This is a genomic window from Nocardia arseniciresistens (assembly GCF_046764875.1).
Classification (GTDB): Bacteria; Actinomycetota; Actinomycetes; order Mycobacteriales; family Mycobacteriaceae; genus Nocardia; species Nocardia arseniciresistens.
In genome coordinates, this window is the sequence record NZ_JBKORD010000004.1 from 338,887 (window position 1) to 359,420 (window position 20,534).

19 protein-coding genes are annotated in these 20,534 nt (G+C 66.8%); 7 read left to right on the forward strand and 12 right to left on the reverse strand.

What is annotated here, in order from left to right; genetic code table 11:
* Positions 1 to 11 precede the first annotated feature (11 nt).
* From ACLMAJ_RS09355 to ACLMAJ_RS09400, 10 genes are all read right to left on the reverse strand, one after another.
* Entirely contained in the window at positions 12 to 392 is a 381-nt protein-coding gene (locus ACLMAJ_RS09355) for a Na(+)/H(+) antiporter subunit C (RefSeq protein ID WP_412013134.1), read from the reverse strand.
* Positions 389 to 3,280 (reverse strand): Na+/H+ antiporter subunit A, encoded by a 2,892-nt coding sequence (locus ACLMAJ_RS09360; protein WP_412013135.1) that lies wholly within the window; start codon positions 3,278 to 3,280, stop codon positions 389 to 391. Before ACLMAJ_RS09360 ends, ACLMAJ_RS09355 begins: the two co-directional genes overlap by 4 nt.
* Before the next feature lie 111 nt (positions 3,281 to 3,391).
* A complete protein-coding gene (locus tag ACLMAJ_RS09365) occupies positions 3,392 to 4,699 on the reverse strand; it encodes a hypothetical protein (RefSeq protein WP_412013136.1) in 1,308 nt (435 codons plus the stop codon).
* 138 nt (positions 4,700 to 4,837) lie between these two features.
* On the reverse strand, positions 4,838 to 7,102 hold the full coding sequence (locus ACLMAJ_RS09370) for an AAA family ATPase (RefSeq protein ID WP_412013137.1): 2,265 nt from the start codon (positions 7,100 to 7,102) through the stop codon (positions 4,838 to 4,840).
* 249 nt (positions 7,103 to 7,351) lie between these two features.
* Positions 7,352 to 7,771: a hypothetical protein gene (locus tag ACLMAJ_RS09375; protein WP_412013138.1), complete on the reverse strand. Its 420-nt coding sequence runs from the start codon at positions 7,769 to 7,771 to the stop codon at positions 7,352 to 7,354.
* 285 nt (positions 7,772 to 8,056) lie between these two features.
* On the reverse strand, positions 8,057 to 8,506 hold the full coding sequence (locus ACLMAJ_RS09380) for a hypothetical protein (protein WP_412013139.1): 450 nt from the start codon (positions 8,504 to 8,506) through the stop codon (positions 8,057 to 8,059).
* 74 nt (positions 8,507 to 8,580) lie between these two features.
* On the reverse strand, positions 8,581 to 8,937 hold the full coding sequence (locus tag ACLMAJ_RS09385; RefSeq protein ID WP_412013140.1) for a UBP-type zinc finger domain-containing protein: 357 nt from the start codon (positions 8,935 to 8,937) through the stop codon (positions 8,581 to 8,583).
* The gene (locus tag ACLMAJ_RS09390) at positions 8,934 to 10,433 is read right to left on the reverse strand and encodes an ATP-binding protein (RefSeq protein WP_412013141.1); all 1,500 of its coding nucleotides are present in this window, start codon (positions 10,431 to 10,433) and stop codon (positions 8,934 to 8,936) included. Before ACLMAJ_RS09390 ends, ACLMAJ_RS09385 begins: the two co-directional genes overlap by 4 nt.
* 13 nt (positions 10,434 to 10,446) lie before the next feature.
* A complete protein-coding gene (locus ACLMAJ_RS09395; RefSeq protein WP_412013142.1) occupies positions 10,447 to 12,114 on the reverse strand; it encodes an NAD(P)/FAD-dependent oxidoreductase in 1,668 nt (555 codons plus the stop codon).
* A gap of 70 nt (positions 12,115 to 12,184) precedes the next feature.
* Positions 12,185 to 12,379: a hypothetical protein gene (locus ACLMAJ_RS09400; RefSeq protein WP_412013143.1), complete on the reverse strand. Its 195-nt coding sequence runs from the start codon at positions 12,377 to 12,379 to the stop codon at positions 12,185 to 12,187.
* 218 nt (positions 12,380 to 12,597) lie between these two features.
* On the opposite strand from ACLMAJ_RS09400, the gene ACLMAJ_RS09405 reads away from it, so the two are divergent.
* On the forward strand, positions 12,598 to 13,053 hold the full coding sequence (locus ACLMAJ_RS09405) for an SRPBCC family protein (protein ID WP_412013144.1): 456 nt from the start codon (positions 12,598 to 12,600) through the stop codon (positions 13,051 to 13,053).
* Between the two features lie 10 nt (positions 13,054 to 13,063).
* On the opposite strand, the gene ACLMAJ_RS09410 is transcribed toward ACLMAJ_RS09405, so the two are convergent.
* Positions 13,064 to 14,092, reverse strand: a complete 1,029-nt coding sequence (locus tag ACLMAJ_RS09410) for a beta-ketoacyl-ACP synthase III (protein WP_412013145.1) — start codon at positions 14,090 to 14,092, stop codon at positions 13,064 to 13,066.
* 228 nt (positions 14,093 to 14,320) lie between these two features.
* Between ACLMAJ_RS09410 and ACLMAJ_RS09415 the strand changes: the two genes are divergently transcribed.
* From ACLMAJ_RS09415 to ACLMAJ_RS09440, 6 genes are all read left to right on the forward strand, one after another.
* Positions 14,321 to 14,587 carry a GlsB/YeaQ/YmgE family stress response membrane protein gene (locus tag ACLMAJ_RS09415; RefSeq protein ID WP_412013146.1) on the forward strand — a complete coding sequence of 89 codons (267 nt, stop codon included), beginning with the start codon at positions 14,321 to 14,323 and terminating at the stop codon, positions 14,585 to 14,587.
* 174 nt (positions 14,588 to 14,761) lie between these two features.
* The gene (locus ACLMAJ_RS09420) at positions 14,762 to 15,493 is read left to right on the forward strand and encodes a phosphatidylserine decarboxylase (protein ID WP_412013147.1); all 732 of its coding nucleotides are present in this window, start codon (positions 14,762 to 14,764) and stop codon (positions 15,491 to 15,493) included.
* On the forward strand, positions 15,493 to 16,398 hold the full coding sequence (locus ACLMAJ_RS09425) for a CDP-alcohol phosphatidyltransferase family protein (RefSeq protein WP_412013279.1): 906 nt from the start codon (positions 15,493 to 15,495) through the stop codon (positions 16,396 to 16,398). The genes ACLMAJ_RS09420 and ACLMAJ_RS09425 overlap by 1 nt, the downstream gene beginning before the upstream one ends.
* A gap of 71 nt (positions 16,399 to 16,469) precedes the next feature.
* Positions 16,470 to 17,426 carry an RNA polymerase sigma-70 factor gene (locus tag ACLMAJ_RS09430; RefSeq protein WP_412013148.1) on the forward strand — a complete coding sequence of 319 codons (957 nt, stop codon included), beginning with the start codon at positions 16,470 to 16,472 and terminating at the stop codon, positions 17,424 to 17,426.
* A 170-nt stretch (positions 17,427 to 17,596) separates the two neighbouring features.
* On the forward strand, positions 17,597 to 18,691 hold the full coding sequence (locus ACLMAJ_RS09435) for an NAD(P)/FAD-dependent oxidoreductase (protein WP_412013149.1): 1,095 nt from the start codon (positions 17,597 to 17,599) through the stop codon (positions 18,689 to 18,691).
* A 120-nt stretch (positions 18,692 to 18,811) separates the two neighbouring features.
* Positions 18,812 to 19,540 carry a Clp protease N-terminal domain-containing protein gene (locus ACLMAJ_RS09440; protein WP_412013150.1) on the forward strand — a complete coding sequence of 243 codons (729 nt, stop codon included), beginning with the start codon at positions 18,812 to 18,814 and terminating at the stop codon, positions 19,538 to 19,540.
* A 260-nt stretch (positions 19,541 to 19,800) separates the two neighbouring features.
* Here the strand turns inward: ACLMAJ_RS09440 and ACLMAJ_RS09445 are convergent, their stop codons facing one another.
* Positions 19,801 to 20,475, reverse strand: coding sequence for a suppressor of fused domain protein (locus ACLMAJ_RS09445; RefSeq protein ID WP_412013151.1), 675 nt, complete (start codon positions 20,473 to 20,475; stop codon positions 19,801 to 19,803).
* Positions 20,476 to 20,534: the final 59 nt, after the last annotated feature.

Below are 20,534 nucleotides of genomic sequence, written 5' to 3' on the forward strand. Positions count from 1 at the left end.
CGGCGACGGGCTCAATCCTCTGGGTCCTCTCGCTCGCGCCGCGCGGCGATATCGACGTCTTCCTGGTCGTTCTGGACGTCCTCCATGGTGGTGAGGCTGTAGGACCGGTAGGCGAGCGCGAGGACGAAGGCGGCCAGGCCCATGGTGATCACGATCGCGGTGAGCACCATGGCCTGGGACAGCGGGTCGGCCATCTGCTCCCGGGGGTTGCCGGCATCGCGAATAGGTGGTCTTCCGCTCGATCCGCCGACGGTGAGGATCAGCAGATTCACCGCGTTGCCGAACAGGATCATGCCGAGCAGCATTTTCGACACCGCCCGTTCGAGGATCAGGTAGACCCCGCAGGCGACGAGTACACCGATGAGGATCAGCAGGGTCAGGTTCGCCGTCACGACCGGAAACCGCCATTCGCACTGGCGGTTTCGTCGGTGCCGAGTTCCTTGTCCAGCCGCGCGCCGAGGCTGCGCAGTACATCGAGCACAAGGCCGACCACGATCAGATAGACGCCGAGATCGAAGAACAGTGCGGTGACCAGCTTGATGTGCCCGATCACCGGCAGTGTCGCCTCCCAAATCGCCGAGGTCAGCGGCGGCGCACCGAACAGCAGTGAGCCCGAGGCGGTTCCGGCGGCCAGCGCCAGCCCGGCACCGAGCAGATGGCCCGCGTCGACGGGTAGCGCCTCGCCGAGTTCGTACGGCCCGCCCGCGAGATAGCGAAGGGTCAGTGCCAGTCCTGCGGTCAGCCCGCCCGCGAAACCGCCGCCTGGGGCGTTGTGGCCGGAGAAGAAGAAGTACACCGACAGCACCATGATGGTCGGGAAGACCAGTCTTGTGGTGATCTGCAAAACCATCGACCGCTCCCGCCGATCGACGAGCCGACCGGCGGGCAGCCAGCTCACCAGGTCCGGATCGTAGTCGGGCGCGTCGACGGCGCGCGGCGCACTGCCGAAACGGCGGCTGCGGAACACCAGTGAAGCGACACCGGTCGCGGCGACCACGAGTACCGAGATCTCACCGAGGGTGTCCCACGCGCGGATATCCACCAGCAGTACATTGACCGCGTTCTTGCCGCCGCCGAAGATGTATGCGGCGTCGGGGATCAGATGCCAGATGGGTTCGGTGCTGCGCGCGGCGGTGGCGAACGCGGCGAGCACCGCCACTGTCGCGCCGACCCCGGCGGCGAGCACCGCCCTCCGCATCTTGAAGGCGGCCGTACGGCTGTCCTCGATCTCCGAAGGGAAGGCGCGCAATACCAGCACGAAGAACACCAATGTCAGTGTCTCGACCAGGAATTGGGTGAGTGCGAGATCCGGGGCGCCGTGCAGCGCGAAGATCACACCGCATCCGTAACCGGTGACGCCGACGACGAGCACGCTGGCCAACCGATTACGCAGCAGCGTCGCGCTGAACGCCATCGCGGCCATGATCGCGCCGATGGCCAGTTGTAGCGGCGAATCCCACAGGCGCAGTTCGACTCCCGTGCGGGTGCCCATCGCGAGCAACGCCACCGGCAGGATGATCAGCGTGCCGAGGATGGTCGCTTGGCTCAGCGGCAGCGAACCCCGCTGCACGGCGCCGGTCATCCGCATCGACAGCCGATCCATGGCCGCAAGGGTCGCGTCGTAAGCGCGGTCGGCGTTGCCGAGCCTGGGCCGCGCGGGTTCACCGATGCGGGCGCGCACTCCGAACAGCACGAAGCCGGCGGCGATGATCAGGATCGTCAGCGCGAGTGGGACATTGAATCCGTGCCACAGCGCCAGATGCGAATCCAGCACCCCCGGAAGGGATTTCGCATACGGGTCCAGCAGCTCGTCGAGCCACGGCGCGGCAAAGCCCGCGGCCAGGCTCGCCACCGCGAGTACCGCGGGCGCGGCGAGCAGGAGCGCGCCGGGGGCATGCCACTGCCGGTTGCTTTTGTCGCGCAGACCTCGATCCTGCACGTGGTGCCGATCGTGATCGTCCGCACCGGCCGTGCTGAAACGTCCCGACTTGTCCGCGAACGCGCCCCAGACGAACCGGATGCTGTAGCCGACCGTCAGCATGGATCCGAGCACAACGCCGGTGGCAAGAGCGATCCTTCCTGGCCCGGCGAGGGTGTCGGTGTCCAGGATCGCGGCCAGCGCGCTTTCCTTGCCGAGAAAGCCGAGCATCGGCGGTATACCGGCCATGCTGAGCGCCGCGAGAACCGCTACCCCGCACAGCGCAGGTGCGCGGCGGCCGATGCCCGACAGCTGCCGTAGATCTCGCGTACCGGCACCGTGGTCGATGATGCCGACCACCATGAACAGGCAGCCCTTGAAGAACGCGTGCGCGACGATCAGCGTTACTCCGGCGAGCGCCGCGTCCGGCGTGCCGAGGCCGACCATCAGGATCAGGAAGCCGAGCTGGCTGACAGTGCCGAATGCCAGCACCAGTTTGAGGTCGTAGACCTGTAGCGAACGCAATCCGGCCAGCACCATGGATGCCACACCGAGGGTCAGGATCAGTGGATGCCACGGTGGGCTGCTCGCGAATACCGGTGCGAGCCTGGCCACCAGATACACGCCCGCCTTCACCATGGCGGCGGCATGCAGGTACGCGCTGACAGGTGTCGGCGCCGCCATCGCGCCGGGCAGCCAGAAATGCAGCGGCACGATCGCAGACTTGCTCAACGCCCCGATGAGCAGCAGCACCACAGCGACATTCACCGCGATGCCATCGGGCGGTTGTGGTCGTGCGAGCAGGTCCGAGAGCAGATAGCTGCCGCCGGCCCGGCCGAGGATGATGATGCCGACGAGCATCGTGAGCCCGCCGGCGCCGGTCACCAGCAGCGCCTGGATCGCCGCCCGTCGGCTGACCGCTTGCTCGGCGTTGTGGCCGACCAGCAGGAACGACAGAACCGTCGTCGCCTCCCAGAAGACGAACAACAGCAGCATGTTGTCGCTGGTGATCAGGCCGAACATGGCACCGGCGAAGGCGACCATCTCGGCCGCGAAGACCCCGAGCCTCGGCTCGTCGTCCTGGAAATATCTGGCGCAGTAGAACAGGACCAGCGTGCCGATGCCGAGCACAAGCGCCGACATGACCGCGGCGAGTGAATCGAAGCGCAGGTCGATATTCATCTCGATACTCGGTGCCCACGCGACCCGAACCTGCTCTGTGCTACCCCAATTCGCGATCACCCAGCCAAGGCCGCCGAGCGGGACGAGGGCGAGCACATAGAACGCGTTGCGACCCGATACCCGCACGCATAACGGCGCTGCGAGCGCGGCTATGACATGTGCGAGCAGGATTGCGAGCAAACTGCACTCCGTCGGGTCGGTGCGGCGGTGTGATGTGGGTGAATCCTACGCGGAGTGCGTGTTTGCAGTGGCGTCGGTGAGTATGGCGTAGGCCATGTCCCCGCGGATCGGCTATATATCCGCAAACTTTTCGTCTTCGGTGGAATTGTCCGGTTGCGGCCGGGTGTGCGGGCGGAATAGGTGCAGCAACGCCAACCCGACGGCTGAACAAATCGCGAGCGCGAGTGCGGTACGGGCAGCTATCGACGGGCTGACGGCATTCTCGCGCATCGGCTCACCGTCGAATTGGACCGGTATCGCTGTGATGATCGAAGGAAGGAACAGCGCCCCGATCGCGAGCACGCCGCTCGGGGCATAGCGAGGTCGTGCGGCGCCGCAGCAGTAGCCCGTCGTCAGCGCGAGCGCGGCGCTGCCTACTCCGAGTATGAGGTCGCCGTCGACGCTAGTGGTGGCAAGGGCGAATGCCGCGAGTCCGATGATCAGCATGATCGCCAGCGACATCGAGGGCAGGCGCATCCCGATGAATAGTCCGAAGGCGGTCACCGCGACCACCGCGAGCAGACTCCAGCCCGGCCGGGGGGCGTAGCCCATGGCATCCGCGACGGGAACCAGGCTTGCCGCGAGGTAGACGCCCGCGCCGTCGCGCCCGGGCAGCAGCATGGCGGCGGCCGTGCTGGCGATCACCGTCGCGGTGACCGCGAGTCCTATATCGATCCCGTGGCCGAGAGTGGGTGCGTCCTGGTACTGGCGGGCCAGCCATTCGGTGACGGCGAGAATGACAAGGGCGAGCACCATGGCCGCGAGGATCGGCGTCACCGGCAGCTCGATCGTCATTCGTGGCGACCGCGCGTCCCTTGGCCGATACCGGTTCCGGAAGGTGCTGACCACCAGGAACAACACCACCACCGCGATCAGCGACCGCGGCGGTGTCTCCAGAACCGTGAACGGGTCCTGATCGGTGATGTTCAGCCATTCGGCGAGGTCGCCGAACACGAAGGAGCTCGCGCCACCCAGTGCGAATCCGGTCGCGGGTCCCGGCCTGCGCAGCACCGCCGCGCCGAGCGCACCGAGTAGGACACCCGAGCACACCGCGTCCAGATAGTTCTGTGTCGTCAGCATGTCGGGTGAGGAAACATGGTCTCCGACAAGGTGATTGACGAACATGCCGAGCGCGCCGCCGAGCGCCGTCGCCCATGCCGTCACCGGGCTGGTGAAGGTGGTCACCAGCACGGCGACGGTGACCGCGACGATTAGACCGAACGCGGCACCGCGCGGCACGCTGTTGACGAGACTGGTCATCCGATACGGCGTGCTCTCGCCGGTCCACGTGAAGGTGATCGGTAGTAACAGCGCGACGCCGGCGACCGCGGCCCCCAGAAAGGCCGTGATCGAGTCGAGTGCCTCGCCGATCCTTCGCACGCTGCGAACATACCTGCGCGCGGCCGCTGTGTTTGTGATTACCGGCACATAGCCCGGCCATGTCGAACTGGAGGAAAGTCCAGGAAGGCCCGGACTACGGCGAGTTAGCCCGGGTATCGGCGACGGTGATGAGCCGGGTCAGCCGCGGGTGTCGGCGTAGCGGCGTAGCGACTCGACCTGGTCCGCATCGAGCGAGGGCCGCACCGTGGCGCGCGCGGCCGCGACATCGGCAGCGGAGACATCGGCGGCGTCCATATCCCGTCGCATCGCGGTCAGCGCGGCCTCGCGCAGCAGGGCAGCGCAATCCGCGGCGGAGTATCCGTCCAGGTCGGCGGCGAGCGTGGCGAGGTCGACGTCGTCGGCGAGTGGCACCGCTCGGCCTGCCGTTCGCAGGATCTCCAGCCGAGCGTCGCTGTCGGGCGGCGGCACGAACACCAGCCGCTCCAGCCTGCCGGGGCGCAGCAGTGCGGGATCGATCAGCTCCGGCCGGTTCGTCGCGCCGAGTACCACCACATCGCGCAGCGGTTCCACCCCGTCGAGTTCGGTGAGCAACGCCGCGACGACGCGGTCGCCGACGCCGGAATCGCCGCTCTGGCCGCGCCGTGGCGCCAGCGCGTCGACCTCGTCGAGGAAGATCAGCGAGGGCGCGGAATCGCGTGCGCGCTGGAATAATTCGCGCACCGCACGCTCGGAGGAGCCGACCCACTTGTCCATCAGCTCGGCACCTTTCACCGTATGCACGCTGAGCTGACCGGTGCCCGCAAGCGCGCGAACCAGGAAGGTCTTGCCGCAGCCGGGCGGGCCGTAGAGCAGTAAGCCGCGTGGCGGATCAATACCCAAGCGGGCGAACGAATCCGGATGGCGAAGCGGCCAGAGCACGGTCTCGGTCAGTGCCTGTTTGGTCTCCACCATATCGCCGACATCGTCCAAACCGAGGCTGCCGATCGCGAGTTCGTCCACACCGGAACGCGATAGCGGCCGGATCACCTCGAGCGCACCGAGTAGATCGGCCTGGGTCAACATCGGTTCCGAATGCTGTTTGCTCGAACGCGATGCGGCGCGCAGCGCCGCCTCCCGGCACAGTGCCGCCAGATCGGACACCACGAAACCCGGTGTCCTAGCGGCAATTTCGTCCAGCTTCAGATCCGCCGTCGGAACTTTGCGCAGCAGCTGCTCCAGTAGTGCCCTGCGCACCACGGCCGTCGGCAGCGCGAGGGCAAGGTCGCGATCGCACAGATCGGGAGCGCGTAGCCGCGCATCGATATCGGCGGGATGCGCGGTGGTGGCGAGGAAGGCGACGCACGGCTCGGCGACCGCCGCGCGAAGCTGGTCGAGGATGAGGGTCGCGACCGGCTCGGCCTGCGCGGGCAGCAGCGCGTCGATGTCGGTGATGAGCAGGATCCCACCCCGCCCGGAACCGGCCTCGGCGACCGCGGCGGCGACCTCGCGTAACCGGGTTCCGCTCTCGGCCGCTCCGATCGTCGGGCCGTCCAATTCGATGATGCGGCGCGGTGCGGTCACCGAGCGGGCGAGGGTGGACTTGCCGACACCGGCGGGGCCGGTGATCAGCACACCGAGATGCGGTCGCGCGCCGAGGGTTTTGAGCAACTCCGGTTCGTCGAGAGCGAGACTGAGCCACTCGTCGAGCTTTGCGGCCTGTCCGTGCGCGCCGACGAGTTCTTCGACCGGGACGGTTTGCCCGCTGCCCGCGCCCCAACCAGCGCGCGCCCCGTTCGTCGCCGCCATGATTTCCAGTTCGCCTGCCGCGGCCGCCGCAACCGCGGCCTCGCCCACCGGGATCGGCATACCGGCCGCCGCGCGGTCGGCGGCGTCGCGTGCGGCGACCACGCCGGCGCCCCAGACGACGGCGGTATTGGGCTGCACGCTCACCGGGGCTCGGCCAGGATCGGTGGCCGTCACCGTGAGCAGCTCGGTGGTCCACGCGATGCCGAAGGTGCGTGAAAGTGCCTGGGTAGCAGCCGAAGAGCTGATATCGGGGCCCAGGTCGCGTGGCAGCAGCGAAACTGCGTCGCCGACCGTCACGACCTTGCCGAGCAGTGCCTGGCGCAGTGTCGCCGCCGGTATGGTCCTGGTGGCGTGCACCGAACCGCTCAACGAGATCTGCTTGGCGCCGTACACGGTCGCGGGTGAAATCGCGACGGTGGCGTCCTCGCGCAGCCCCGCATTGGACAGGGTGACGTCATCTAGCAGCGCCACCCCCGCCGGGGTATCCGCGGGCGCCACCCCGACAACAGCCGCGGTCCGCCGCGACCCGACCAGCGCGATGCCGTCCCACTCACGCAGCCCGAGCGCGGTCAGTGCCTCGGGGTGCAGCCGTACCACGCCGCGGCGCGCATCGGCGGCGGATGGATTCAAGCGAGCGGTGAGAGCCAGTTCTGCCACTGTGCCATTCTGCCCGGACGCGGCGCGGTTGGCCGGTACACCGTCGAATAGGACGAAGACCGCCGCCGGATCCGCGCAGGCCCGCGAGTCATGCCAACCTTGCCGACGCCACAGACAGCGAAGCCGCACAGCGATCCGCGTAGTGCACCAGGCGGTGCGCTTTCGGATCGATGTGCGGCAACATTGCGCCGGATGGTCTCGGGTAATCCCCGATTACCCGAGAATCCGGCAACGCTTATCCCTGAAACGTCAGGGCAGAACCTGCGGAATCACATCGGGCGCGATCGCGCCGACGAGAGCGCCGATGAGGCCGCCCGAAATGGCGCCGCTGAGCGCACCGAGCGGAACCGTGATCGGAATCGCGATCAGGCCGATCAGGCCGCTGACGGCACCCACGATCGCGCCAGCGCCCGCGCCGACGGCGGCGCCGTTCAAGATCGGATCCGGGTACTGGGCGTTGGGGTTGGTCGCGATGTCCTTCGCCTCGATGGGCGCCGCGGGCGCGATCGGTGCGGGGGCGACTGCGGCCTGCACGACGGCAGCCTGCTGCGGTGCTACCTGCACGTCAGCGGACGCTGCTCCCGCCCCGGCGAACATCGCTGCGACGGCCAGCGGCATCGCGGCCACAACGACCTTGCGACCTGCATTCTTGAAAGTACGACGCATCATGATATTTACTTCCCTCCCGACCCCCGACACACATGGTGAAATCCGCCCCCAAGTGATACCCCACAAGGTGATTCATCTCCCCAGTGAATCGAATGTCTGCAAAACGAATCGAACGAACGCGTTTATTCATATCGGACCACGTCGGACGAAGCAATTGGTGTGGCGAGCATCACTATCTTGGTAGCAAGCATTCTGTAACAACAGATTCCGGTGCCGATGCGACAACGATCGGTGCGTCCGGCAGCCGCGCAGTCGAGCCCGAACCGAGCACGAGCGACCGCTTACCTACTTGGCCTTTTGAACAATTCCCGCGGCAACCGCGACCGGAGTATCGGCATCGCTCGGTGCCAGACAGACCAGCTTCGCGGTACCGAGCGCGACATTCGGGCTGCCCGCGAAGGAGCTGTCCGGATTTTCCGCGAGAATCTGCGCGATCACCGCTTTCTCCGCCGTGCTGTCGAGGGTCTTGAAGTCGGCACAGGTGGTCTGCGAGGCCGGGCCGAGCGAGGGATCGACCGTCTTGGCAGGCGTTGTCGGTGCGCTGCTATCGGTGGTCGGCGCGCCCGCGGTGCCAGCGCCGGTTGGGGCCGGCGCCGATGCCGATGCCGATGCGCTGGTGCCTGTCGAGCCCTTGCGTAGACCGTTCGACTCGGTGGATTCATCCGACCCGCCGCAGCCTGCCATCAGCAGAGCCACCGCCCCGACGGCCAGGGCGATGACGGAAGTTCGCTTCATCACGTGCTTTTCCCGGTGACTAGAGGCGCCGGAGCCTCCGGCGCGTTCGGTGCAGCGTACCGGGTGCGATCGGGTCAGTGAATGTGGTCCTGCCAGTCGGCCGGTACCCGCCCGCGCGGGCCCGGTACCGGCTGGTCGGCCGGATGGCTGGTCGGTGCGGCCAATTCCGGTCCGCCACCGTACATCTCCTCGGAGCGGAAGTCCCAGAACCAATCCTCGCCCGGTTCGAAGCTCTGTATGAACGGGTGGCCGGTCTCCTTGGCGTGCGCGGAGGCGTGCTGCGCGGGCGAGCTGTCGCAACAGCCGACGTGCCCGCATTGGGCGCAGCGGCGCAGATGCACCCACCAACCCCGTGCTGTTTCACATTCGGCGCAGCCCGTACCGCTCGGTGCGACGGTGGGGTCGATCCCGTCGGGCTCTTGTTGCGTCATCGGTGACCTCCTGCGTTGGTTGGGTCGGCCGCTACCTCGTTGTCCGCCGGGCGGTGCAGCGGCAGCCAGACGGTGAATCGCGTGTTGCCCGGCTCCGAATCGAGCTGGATATCGCCGTTGTGCTTGTTCACCACGATCCGGAAGGAAATATCCAAGCCGAGACCGGTGCCGTCGCCGACCGGTTTGGTGGTGAAGAACGGTTCGAAGATGCGGCTGCGCACCTCGATGGGAACGCCGGGCCCGGTATCACCGATTTCGACGACGGCACAGTCGTTTTCGTGCCTCGTGCGGATGGTGAGAGTGCCCTGACCATGCATCGCATACACCGCGTTGTCGATCAGGTTGGTCCACACCTGGTTCAATTCCGCCGCGAAGCAAGGCACCTGCGGCAGCGTGCGGTCGTACTCCTTGACCACACGCACACCGTCGCCGATCTTGCGGTTGAGCATCACCAGGGTGCTGTCGAGCAGTTCGTGGATGTCGATCACCTGGAACGGTGCCCTGTCCATCTGCGAATACTGTTTGGCCGCACCGACAAGCGAGGAGATGCGGGTGGTCGAGTCCGCGATCTCGTTCATCAGCAGCTCGGTCTCGATGGTGTAGTTCAGCCAGCGGATCGCGCCCTGGAAGACCTGTTCGGTGGCCCCGTCGAGGGTGCCGGCCACGCGCTCCAGCCAGTCGACGTCGAAGCCTGCCTGCACGAAATTCGGCGCCAGGTTCCATGCGTCGCCGATATTGTGCTCCTCGAGCCATTCGCCGAGCAGGTCCTCGCGGTCGGACGCTTCCATCGGCGTCAGCTCCGGTGCCTTGGCGACCTGCGCGGCCGCCTCCTCCTGCAAGCGCACCAGCGAGACAAGCGATTCCGCGTCGAACTTGCCCTCGGCCATCATCGCCAGCTTGTGCCGCATCCCCGCGACCCGCTCACGCAAACCGGAGGTGGCGCGCACCGCGGCGGCCGCGGGGTTGTTCAGTTCATGGGTCAAGCCCGCCGAGAGCGACCCGAGCGCGAGCAGCCGCTCGCGCTGTGCGATGCGCTCGTTGGAGTTGCGGTTGCCGAAGAACGCGCCCTCCAGCATGTGCACCGCCATCGGGAACCACTCGTGCATCATCCTGGCGAAGGTGCCCGCGTCGAGCACGAAGAACCGTGACGGCCGGGGTACGGTCATCGACCCGTTGTAGGTCTGGTCGACCTTGTCGCCCATATAGGCCATCCAGGCGCCCGCATAGGCGCCCTTGTGGTCGGTGCGCACCATCTCGATCTCGGTGCCGCCGGAGAGTTTGGTGAGCACCACCTCGCCGTCCATCAGCACGTAGAAGCAGGTCGCCGGATCGCCCTCACGGAAGACAACACCCGGCTCGATGTTTTCCACCCGCCCGTCCGCGCACAGCCATTCGAGCTGTTCGTCGTCGAGCTTCTCGAACAGGAAAAGAGTGCGCAATTCCGCAGGATTGCAGACCAGGCGGCTGCTGCGCGCGGCGGTATCTTTCGAATTCATTCCAGCCTCCTGATTACGCGAGATACCGGTGCACGAGCATGACGGCCATAGCGCCCTCGCCGACTGCCGAGGCCACGCGTTTGGCCGAGTCGGCGTGCACATCCCCCGCCACGAAGACACCGGGAATACTTGTTTCCAAGTGGTGTGGCGGCCGTGGTAATTCCCACCCGGCCGGTCTAGCGCCGTCGACGAGCAGATCGGGCCCGGCGAGGACATATCCGGCCTCGTCCCGCTTGATCGTCCCGCCGAGCCAGTCGGTCTGCGGTGCGGCGCCGATGAACAGGAACAGTCGCTCTGCCTCGGCCTTCTCCTCGACGCCTGTCTCGTTATTGCGCAGCACGATCCGTTGCAGATGGTCGACACCGTCGGCGGAGATCACCTCGGTGCGGTGATGCACCCGAATGTTCGGAATCTGCTCGATCTGCTGGACCAGGTAATGCGACATGGACTTGTCCAGCGAGTCCGCGCGGATCACCAGATTCACGGTGCGGGCATGGCGGGACAGGAATACCGCGGCCTGGCCCGCCGAATTCGCGCCGCCGACGATGTAGACGTCGTGGTCGGAGCATTCGGATGCCTCGGTCATGGCTGAGCCGTAATAGACACCGCGCCCGGTGAAATCGTCGACTCCCGGCGCGGAGTGGCGGCGATAGTCGACGCCGGTCGCGATGATCACGGTGTGCGCGCAGAGGCGCCCACCGTCGGAGAACCGCACGGTGCGCGCGGACCCGTTCACCTCGAGGCCGACCACCTCGCGCGTCGTGATCACCTCCGCGCCGAACTTGGCCGCCTGCCGCCGCGCCCTGTCGGCCAGTTGCGACCCGGACACGCCGTCCGGGAAGCCGAGGTAGTTCTCGATGCGTGAGCTCTGCCCGGCCTGACCACCGGTCGCGGTGCGCTCGACGAGGACCGTGCGCAGGCCCTCGGAGGCGCCGTAGACCGCGGCGCCGAGACCGGCGGGGCCGCCACCGACCACGATGAGGTCGTAGAAGTCGCCGGTCGGACTCGTGCTGAGACCGACGCTCTCGGCCAGCTCACCGTCCGTCGGCTGCACGAGTGTCTGTCCTGCTTCGGTGATGACAACGGGACATCGTTCCGGATCGGCGCCGGCCGCCTCCAGCAGCCGCGCGCCCTCGGGTTCCTCGGCGAGGTACCAGCGGTAGGGCAGTTGATTGCGGGCGAGGAACTCGCGTACCTCCGACGAGCGCGGCGACCAGCGGTTGCCGACCACCTTGGTCTCGGTCACCGGCCGCTGCTCGCTGCTGCGCCAGGCCTCGAGCAGTCCGTCGAGTACCGGATACAGCTTCTCCTCGGGCGGATCCCACGGCTTGAGCAGATAGTGGTCGAGATCGACGACATTGATCGCGTCGATCGCGGCGCTGGTGTCGGCGTAGGCGGTCAGCAACACGCGGCGCGCAAAGGGGTGCAGATCCATCGCCTGCTCGAGGAATTCGATGCCGTCCATGCCAGGCATCCGGTAGTCGGCGATCAGTACCGCGACCGGCTGGCCGCGCAGTTTCATCTCACGAAGCGCGTCGAGTGCGGTGGCGCCCGATTCCGCGCGCAGAATCCGGTAGTCGGCGCCGTAGCGACGACGAAGGTCACGCACGACCGCACGGGAGACCCCTGGATCGTCGTCGACGCTGAGGATGGCCGGCTTCGTAGCAGCGGGTGAAGTCACTTGACGATTATGAAGCCTTGGGCAGGCCCTTGTCGTCGGAGCGGAGGCGGAGGTACGCCTTTATTCGCGGTCACACTCGGTGATGCCGTACCTGGTCGAGCTCGAGCGGCGTGAGCAGGCGCTCGAGCATTTCCTCCTGAGCGATCTTTTGAGCTGTGTGCGACGCGGCCGGGTCACGGGCAACGGGTGCGTCGGTGGGTTCGATAGTGGGAAGCAGCGGAACCTGTTCCGCGTGTAGATGTTGCAATAGGGAGCGCAGTTTCACGGCCGATCACCTCACGCTGGACGGGAAATCAGGTGGCAGTGGCTGATGCTTCATCTATCAGACATTGTGCGCCGGCCATTACATAGGCGAGTCAACAAAACTCGAAAATGTGACATGTTTGTCTTCCAACTGCCGCCCACTAGGATGCGAAGCAATCGTCAAATCGTGCTAGCCGGACCGAAATATGCCCGGTCGCCGCAGTTCTACCGGAGGCAGTGTTGCCGAAAAACCTCGAAGCCACGATCGACATCGCCGCACCCCCGGAACAGGTGTGGGCCGCTATCGGCGACCTGAAACGGATGCCGGAGTTCAGCCCGCAGTGCATACGGATGGTCGCGCTCGGCACGCCGAAGGCGGGTACCTGGACGCTCAACCTCAACCGCGACGGCAAGAAGCACTGGCCGACCACCGCGCGGATCGTCCGCTATGAGCCCAATCAGGCCTTCGCGTTCCGCATCAACGAGAACCGCAGCGTCTGGAGCTACACGCTGGAGCCGACCGCGACAGGCACTCGGCTGATCGAACGCCGCGACGTCCCCAACGGCACCACCTGGTTTTCCCGCAAGGCCATCAACGCCGCGCTCGGCGGCGAGCAGCCGTTCGAGGAGGAACTCGTGCGCGGCATGAACGAGACGCTCGGCAAGATCAAGGCCGCGGTCGAAGCACAGGTGTAGGTTCCCTCGACTACTGCCACTTCGGCAGCGTCACCACCTGTGCCGCGTAGGAAAGCCCAGCGCCGAAGGCGATGAGCAGCGCGGTATCGCCGGGCTTCGACTCGCCCTTGCGCAGCAGCGCCTCCATGGCAAGCGGGATCGAGGCGGCCGACGTATTGCCGGTCTCCTCGATGTCGTTGGCGAGCGCGCAGTTCTCCGGCAGCTTCAGTACGCGGGCCATGATCTCGATGATCCGGCCGTTGGCCTGGTGCGGGATCATCGCGTCCAGATCCTCGGTGGAAAGCCCGGCCCGGTCGATGGCGTCGCGGCAGACCTTCTCCAAAGAATGTGCCGCCCAGCGGAACACCGCGGTGCCCTCCATCGCGAGGTAGGGGCGGACCGCGTCGAGCCCTTTTTCCTCGATCTCGGCGAAGTACTCGACCCAATCCTTGTCCTGCCGGATCGCGTGATGCTGGGTGCCGTCCGAACCCCACACCGTCGGGCCGATACCGACGGCGTCCGACGGTCCGACCACCACGGCGCCCGCGCCATCGGCGAACAGGAATGCGGTGGAGCGGTCGGTCGGATTGACCGTGTCGGTCAGCTTCTCGACGCCGATCACCAGCACTTTTTTCGCCGTTCCACAGCGAACCAGATCCGAGGCGAGCGCCAGCGAGTGACAGAAGCCCGCGCAACCCGCGGCGACGTCGAAGGCCGCCGAGCCGTTCATGCCGAGCTCGGTGGCGATGCGCGGCGCGGCCGCCGGGGTGAGCAACAGATGGGTGGAGGTAGCAACGATCACGCAATCGACCTCGTCGACCGCGACCCCCGCGGATTCGAGCGCACCGCGGGCGGCCGCGACGCTCATGCTCTGGATCGTCTCCGTCTTCGAAGCGAAGCGCCGGGTCTTGATGCCCGACCTGGTCCTGATCCACTCGTCACTCGAGTTGATCGGCCCCGCTACCTCGTCATTCGTTACGATCCGAGCCGGGCGGTATACGCCGAGCCCGAGGATCGCCGTGTGCTCTGCCCCGCTGTATTGGGCGATTCGAGCAGCCATCATACGTCTCCTATGTACCTGCGGCGCCGCCGCCGGGTTGTACCCCGAAGCATGTAAATGAGTTCCCTCATCGGCCCATATACCTACGTTACTCGTAGACATGAGGCCCCCTCATATTAGCCCCAAGATCGCCGCACGGGAGTGCGTAATCTCACATTCGCCGGGTATACCTCCGGAGCACGCCTTTTGCTGTTGGAGGCACGCCCCGACTAGTGATTCGAGGACAACATGCTGGGACTCGGGATTATCGGCTGGATCATCATCGGCGGACTCGCCGGCTGGATTGCCAGCAAGTTCATGAAGACGGATGCTCAGCAGGGCATCATCCTCAATATCGTGGTCGGCGTCGTCGGTGGCCTGCTCGGTGGATTCCTATTGAAGCTGCTCGGTGTCGATGTCGAGGGCGGCGGACTCTGGTTCAGCTTCTTCACCTGCCTCGGCGGTGCGGCGATTCTGTTGTTCTTGGTGAAGCTGTTCACCGGCCGTCGAGCCTGAACCGACGCCAGTGCCACAGGCTCCCTTCCCTGAGCGGCTGCGTCGCCTACGCACGGCCCGGCGCGGCTGCGGACGGGCAGGCCCGGCTGCTTTCGATTAGGGTGTGATCGCTTGCGCCTCGACCTATCGTTGAGGGGCGCAATCCGTTTTGCACCGAGCACGAAAGAGGAGCCTGTGGCACGCCGCCCCACCCCGTCCGGCACGCCCGAAACCACCGGAGTCGGCCATGTCGTCGATCTGGTTCGGGCCGCGATTCCACCGCTACATCCCGCGGGTCTGCCGTTTGTCGCGGCACCGCTCGCGGTCGCGGTTCTCGGTGGGCGTCGCAAATGGGTGCGCAGGACCGGACTGTTTGCCGCGGCGGCATGCGCGACCTTCTTCCGGCACCCGAACCGGGTACCGCCGAATCGGGAAGGCGTCGTTGTCGCGCCCGCGGACGGTGAGGTCGCCCTCGTCGACACCGCTTCTCCGCCACCGGAATTGGGCCTCGGCGACCAGCCGCTGCCACGGGTGAGCATCTTCCTCTCGGTACTGGACGTGCACGTGCAGCGCACTCCGGTCTCCGGCGTCGTGCGCGCCGTCTCGCATCAGCCCGGCCAGTTCCGCTCGGCGGATCTGCCAGCGGCCAGCTCCGTGAACGAACGCAACAGCATGGTCCTGGACACCCCGAACGGGCAGCAGCTGGTCGTCGTCCAGATCGCCGGGCTGCTCGCGCGCCGCATCGTCTGCGACGCGAAGGTCGGTGACGTGCTGACCATCGGCGACACCTATGGCCTGATCCGCTTCGGCTCCCGCGTCGACACCTACTTTCCGCTGGGCACCGAGCTGCTTGTCGAACCAGGACAGCGCACCATCGGGGCCGAAACCGTCCTGGCGGTGTTGGGCTCATCACCCGCCGACTCATGATGGAACACGCCGCCGTCACCAAGCCGCGGCGTAGTCGGCCGATCCGGCTGCTGCCGAGCATTGTGACGATCCTTGCGCTGTGCTCCGGACTATCCGCGGTGAAGTTCGCCCTGGATGGCAAGCTCTCCATCTCGCTCGCGATGGTCGGCGCCGCGGCGGTGCTCGACACCCTCGACGGGCGACTGGCCCGCATGCTCGACGCGACAAGCAAGATGGGTGCGGAGCTCGATTCGCTCTCCGACGCCATCTCCTTCGGTGTCGCGCCCGCGCTGGTGCTCTACATCGCACTGTTGGACAGCGACAGCGCGGGCTGGATCGTCGCCCTGATCTACGGGGTGAGCATCGTGCTGCGGCTGGCCAGGTTCAACACCCTGCTCGACGACGACAACCGCCCGGAATGGTCTCGCGAGTACTTCGTCGGCGTGCCCGCTCCGGCGGCCGCGCTCATCGCGCTGGTGCCGATCGCGCTGTTCGAGCAGTTCGGCGACGGCTGGTGGGTCGGCTTCTACGAGGTCGCGCTGTGGACCCTGTTGTCGGCCGCACTGGCGGTGAGCACCATCCCGACATTGGCGATGAAGTCGGTGTCGGTGGCGCCACAAGCCGCGGCGGGCCTGCTCGTGCTCGTCGCGGTCGCCGCGGCGGCGCTGGTCACCTACCCGAGGGTGCTGCTTCTTGTGCTGGTCGCGCTCTACCTCGGTCACATCCCGTTCGCCTGGCACTCGCAACGCTGGGTCGCCGCGCGCCCGGAAACCTGGCAGCACAAACCCGCCGAACGCCGAGCGCAGCGCCGCGCCGCCCGGCGCATGCCCGTCATCCGTCGTCCGGCCATCCGTGCCTCCAGCGCCCGCCTACGCCTGCGCCGCCCCGGCGGTAAGCAGCGCGGCGAAAACGATCTGCCGCTCTGATCGTTTTCGCCGGCCACGCTCCTGGTTTCCCTTAAGGATTCGCCAAGCCTCGGCGAGCAGGCTGCTGAGGTATGGGCACTCCCTCAGCGCTCGGGGGTAGCGTCTTCTCGGGCGGCATAGCGCGGAAGAAGGTGTGCGTGGAACCGGATGGGTTACGCCGTTTCCAGGCGCATCGACCTCGGTTGTTCGCGCTCGCCTATCGAATGCTCGGATCCGCGAGCGAGGCCGAGGACGCGGTGCAGGAGATCTACCTGCGCTGGGATGGCACCGACCGCACCGCGATTCGGTCCGCCGAGGCATGGCTGAGCACCGCCGTGGTGAATCTGTGCCGCAGCTGGTTGCTCAGCGCGCGTGCTCGGCGCGAGAGCTATGTCGGGCCGTGGCTGCCCGAGCCGGTGCCGACGGCCGCCGGTCAGCTCGGGCCGTTGGAATCGGCGGAGGAGCGCGAGCTGGTTTCGCTGGCGCTGCTCACCGCGATGGAGCGGCTGAGCCCGGTCGAGCGTGCCGTGTTCGTCCTGCGCGAGGCGTTCGGATACGCCCATCGAGAGATCGCCGACATGCTCACGCTGACCGAGGCCAATTCGCAGCAGATCTTCCGCCGGGCAGGCCTGCGGGTACGAGAAGGGCGGGCGCGCTTCGATGTTCCCTCCGACCATGCCCGCGAGCTGATCGAACGATTCCTGAAGGCGGCGGGCAACGGCGATGTCGAAGCGTTGGAAAGGACGCTCGCCGCGGACGTCACTTCGACGGCCGACGGCGGCGGAGTTGTCACCGCGGCGCGGCGTCCGATCGTCGGCGCAGGCAAGGTCGCGCGCTACCTTGCCGGTCTGTTCCGCTGGGAGGTGCCCGGCCTGGAGATCGCCCTGCAGGAGCTCAACGGTTCGCTCGCTGTCGTCGCCTGGGCGGGGGGAAGCCCGTTGCTCGTTGTCGATGTGGAGACGACCGGCGGCACCGTGAGCGCGCTGCGGCTGGTCGTGAACCCGGACAAGCTCGCCTATCTCGGCCGGGCCACCGCGCCACCCGCCTGAAGCCCGCGGACCTGGAAAGGTGGACCTGCAAGCAGTCGCAAGCGGTGTTGTTTCGAGCGACCTGCAAGCAGTCGCAAGCGGCATGTGACCCCGCTCATACCCGGCAACTGTCAGGGATCGGGAGCCTGTCTGGTCTTAAGGGTGTCTGCTTATCGAAAAGGAGCCACATCGTGACCGGAAAGCATCGAATTGTCGTACTGGGCGCCGGATACGCGGGGCTGGCCGCTGCTCGCCGATTCGCGAGCAAGGCGCCCGACGCACAGATCACCGTTGTCGACCGCCGGGCACGGTATGTCGAGCGAGTGCGGCTGCACCAGTTAGCCGCCGGGCAGCGGATTCCGGAATGGGATCTACGAGAGCTGTTGGAAGGTAAGGGGATCCGATTCGTCCAGGCGTGGGCGACCGAGATCGATACTGTCACCGAGCGGGTAATCCTTGATGGCGCACCGGCTCTCGAATATGACGCGCTCGTCTATGCGCTCGGTAGCAAGGCCGACCAGGCCGGTATGCCCGGCGCGGCCGAGCACGCCTTCTCGGTAGCTACTCCCGAGGATGCCGTTCAGCTGCTCGAGCAGGCGGGCACCGGTCGAATGGTGGTGGTCGGCGGCGGCGCAACCGGCATCGAGTTGGCCGCCGAAGTGGCGCAGGCGCGACCGGATTCGCGAGTGTTGCTGCTGGATTCGCGAGAGCCGGGCGCCTGGATGTCGCCGCGCGCGCGGGCACATGTGCGGCGGGCGCTGGAGCGGTTCGGGGTCGAAATCCGGTCGAATTCGAAGGTGATCGAGGTATCGGCCGCCGGTGTCCTATTGGCCGATGGCGAGTTGATCGAGTCCGCCGTGACGGTGTGGACCACCGGGTTCGGGGTGCCGGATCTGGCGCGCAGGTCCGGTATCGCGGTCGAGAGCAACGGCAGGATGCTGACCGATGCGACGCTGCGTTCGGTATCGCATCCGAATGTCTATGCCGCGGGCGACAGTGCGGTGATCGGCGGTCCAGGCGATCGAGAGCTGCGGATGGCATGCGCGACCGCGTTGCCGACCGGCAAGTACGCGGCGGACGCCGTCGTCGCGAGGATGCGGGGTCGTGAGCCGCGAAAGCTGCGGTTCCGGTACGTGTTCCAGTGCATCAGCCTCGGCCGTGGCGACGGCGTCATCCAGTTCGTGCACGCCGACGATGCCCCGGGACGTACCGTGCTGACCGGTCGAACGGCTGCGTGGTTCAAGGAGCGGATCGTGCGAGGTGCTGGTCGGGCCGCCAGGCCATGAAGGTCGTTGGCGCTGTCCATGTTCCGGACCGGTGGGGATGTTTCGAGCGGACCCGGCGGCGTCCGAAGAGAGCGTCAACGAAGGGTTGACGATGCTTGATCGTCAACCTATGGTTGACGCATGGCAAATTACGCACGGCTCGACGATCTGATCGACGGCATAAAGAAAGCGCGCCCCGACAACGTGCTGGATCAACTCTCCGACGCGGTAGTCACCGCGGGGCATCTCGGCGAAGTGGCCGACCACCTGATCGGCCACTTCGTCGACCAGGCCCGCCGCTCCGGCGCATCATGGACCGATATCGGCGCGAGCATGGGCGTGAGCAAGCAGGCCGCCCAGAAGCGGTTCGTGGCCAAGGGGCCCGGCGAACCGGGTGATGCCGCGGCCATGGACCCCAGCGCGGGCTTCGCGAAATTCACCGACCGGGCGCGCTCGGTCGTGGTCGTTTCGCAGGAAGTCGCACGCTCGGCGGGCAACGCGCAGATCGACATCGAACACCTGGTGCTCGGGCTGCTGTCCCAACCGGAGGGGCTCGCCGCGAAGGAGATCCTCGTCCACGGGGGCTCGCTCCAGACCATCCGCGACATCGCGACGGCGGCGATCCCGCCCAGGGTGGACGAGGTGCCCGCGCTGATCCCGTTCGGCCCCGAGGCGAAGAAGGTGCTCGAACTGACCTTCCGTGAAGCACTTCGGCTCGGCCACAACTACATCGGCACCGAGCACATCCTGCTCGCGCTGCTGGAACAGGAAAACGGCCTCGGTCTCTTCGCCGGTGTCGGCATCTACAAGCCGCAGGTGGAGGCTCATCTCGGCGAAGTGCTCTCGGTGATCGCCGCCGAACAGTCATGACCGGGGGATGGGCGCCGACATCCGAGGTTCCCGGATGACGGTCCACCCGGCGCACGCGTACCTCCGCCTTCGCTTCGGCTGTGCGCGGTCTGAAGACGGACTTCGTCCGATTGTGCACATCAGGGGTCGCAGCCGAATCAGGCAGGCGCTGGCCGGCTTTCGAGCCGCCGGCGCTGCCCGCGTCAGGCAGGCGCGGGTCATGCGACGATCGTCGGCACGCGTCTGTGAGTCAGCTGCGGTGTCAGAGGTCGGGCACGTTGCTACTCCCTGCCGCGAAGGCCGCCGCCCCAGCGCGGCCAGTCGACCTTGGGCGGCGGTTCGGTGACCAGCGGTTCGCGCTCGATATCGGTCACCAGCAGCGGCAGCCGTTGCGCGAGCTCGGCGAGCAGGGTGAGCAGGTTGCCGCCTTGGGCGGCCCGGTACTCGGGCATCGTCAGGCCGACGATCTGGAGGAACTGGAGGCGGCCGTTCGGGGTGTCGATGGCGCCGAGTTCGGGATCGACGGCGAATCCGACGGCATGCACGGTCGAGTCCGCGTGGTCGGCGGCGATCGGCCCGTTCGCCTTGATGGTGTGGCCCGGCTCGAACCATTTGCCGGACTGGAATACGTAGCGGGCGAGGTTCTGCATGAAGTTGGCGGGCCACACCGGCGGCTCGGTGTCGGTGGGCAGGCGGACCAGCCGGAAGGTGAACTCGAATCCCCAGCCGGATTCCGCGGGGTTGTCCCACTCCTTCTCGTACAGCTCGCTCATCCCGTAGCTGAGGTAATGCCAGTGCGGTACCGGATCGGTGCGCGGGTACACGCTGATTCCGTCGAGTGGATCGGGGCCGCCGAGCGACCAGTGCAGCTCCGGCGCCCAGTGGGCGGGTTCGACACTCTCGTACAACTGTGCGAGGGCGCCGTCGATGGCGTCCCAGCCCGGTGCTTCACTCACGTCGCCACTCTAGTTCCGTGTCGTCGGCCCGGCGCGTCACATAGAAATCGGAAGACGTT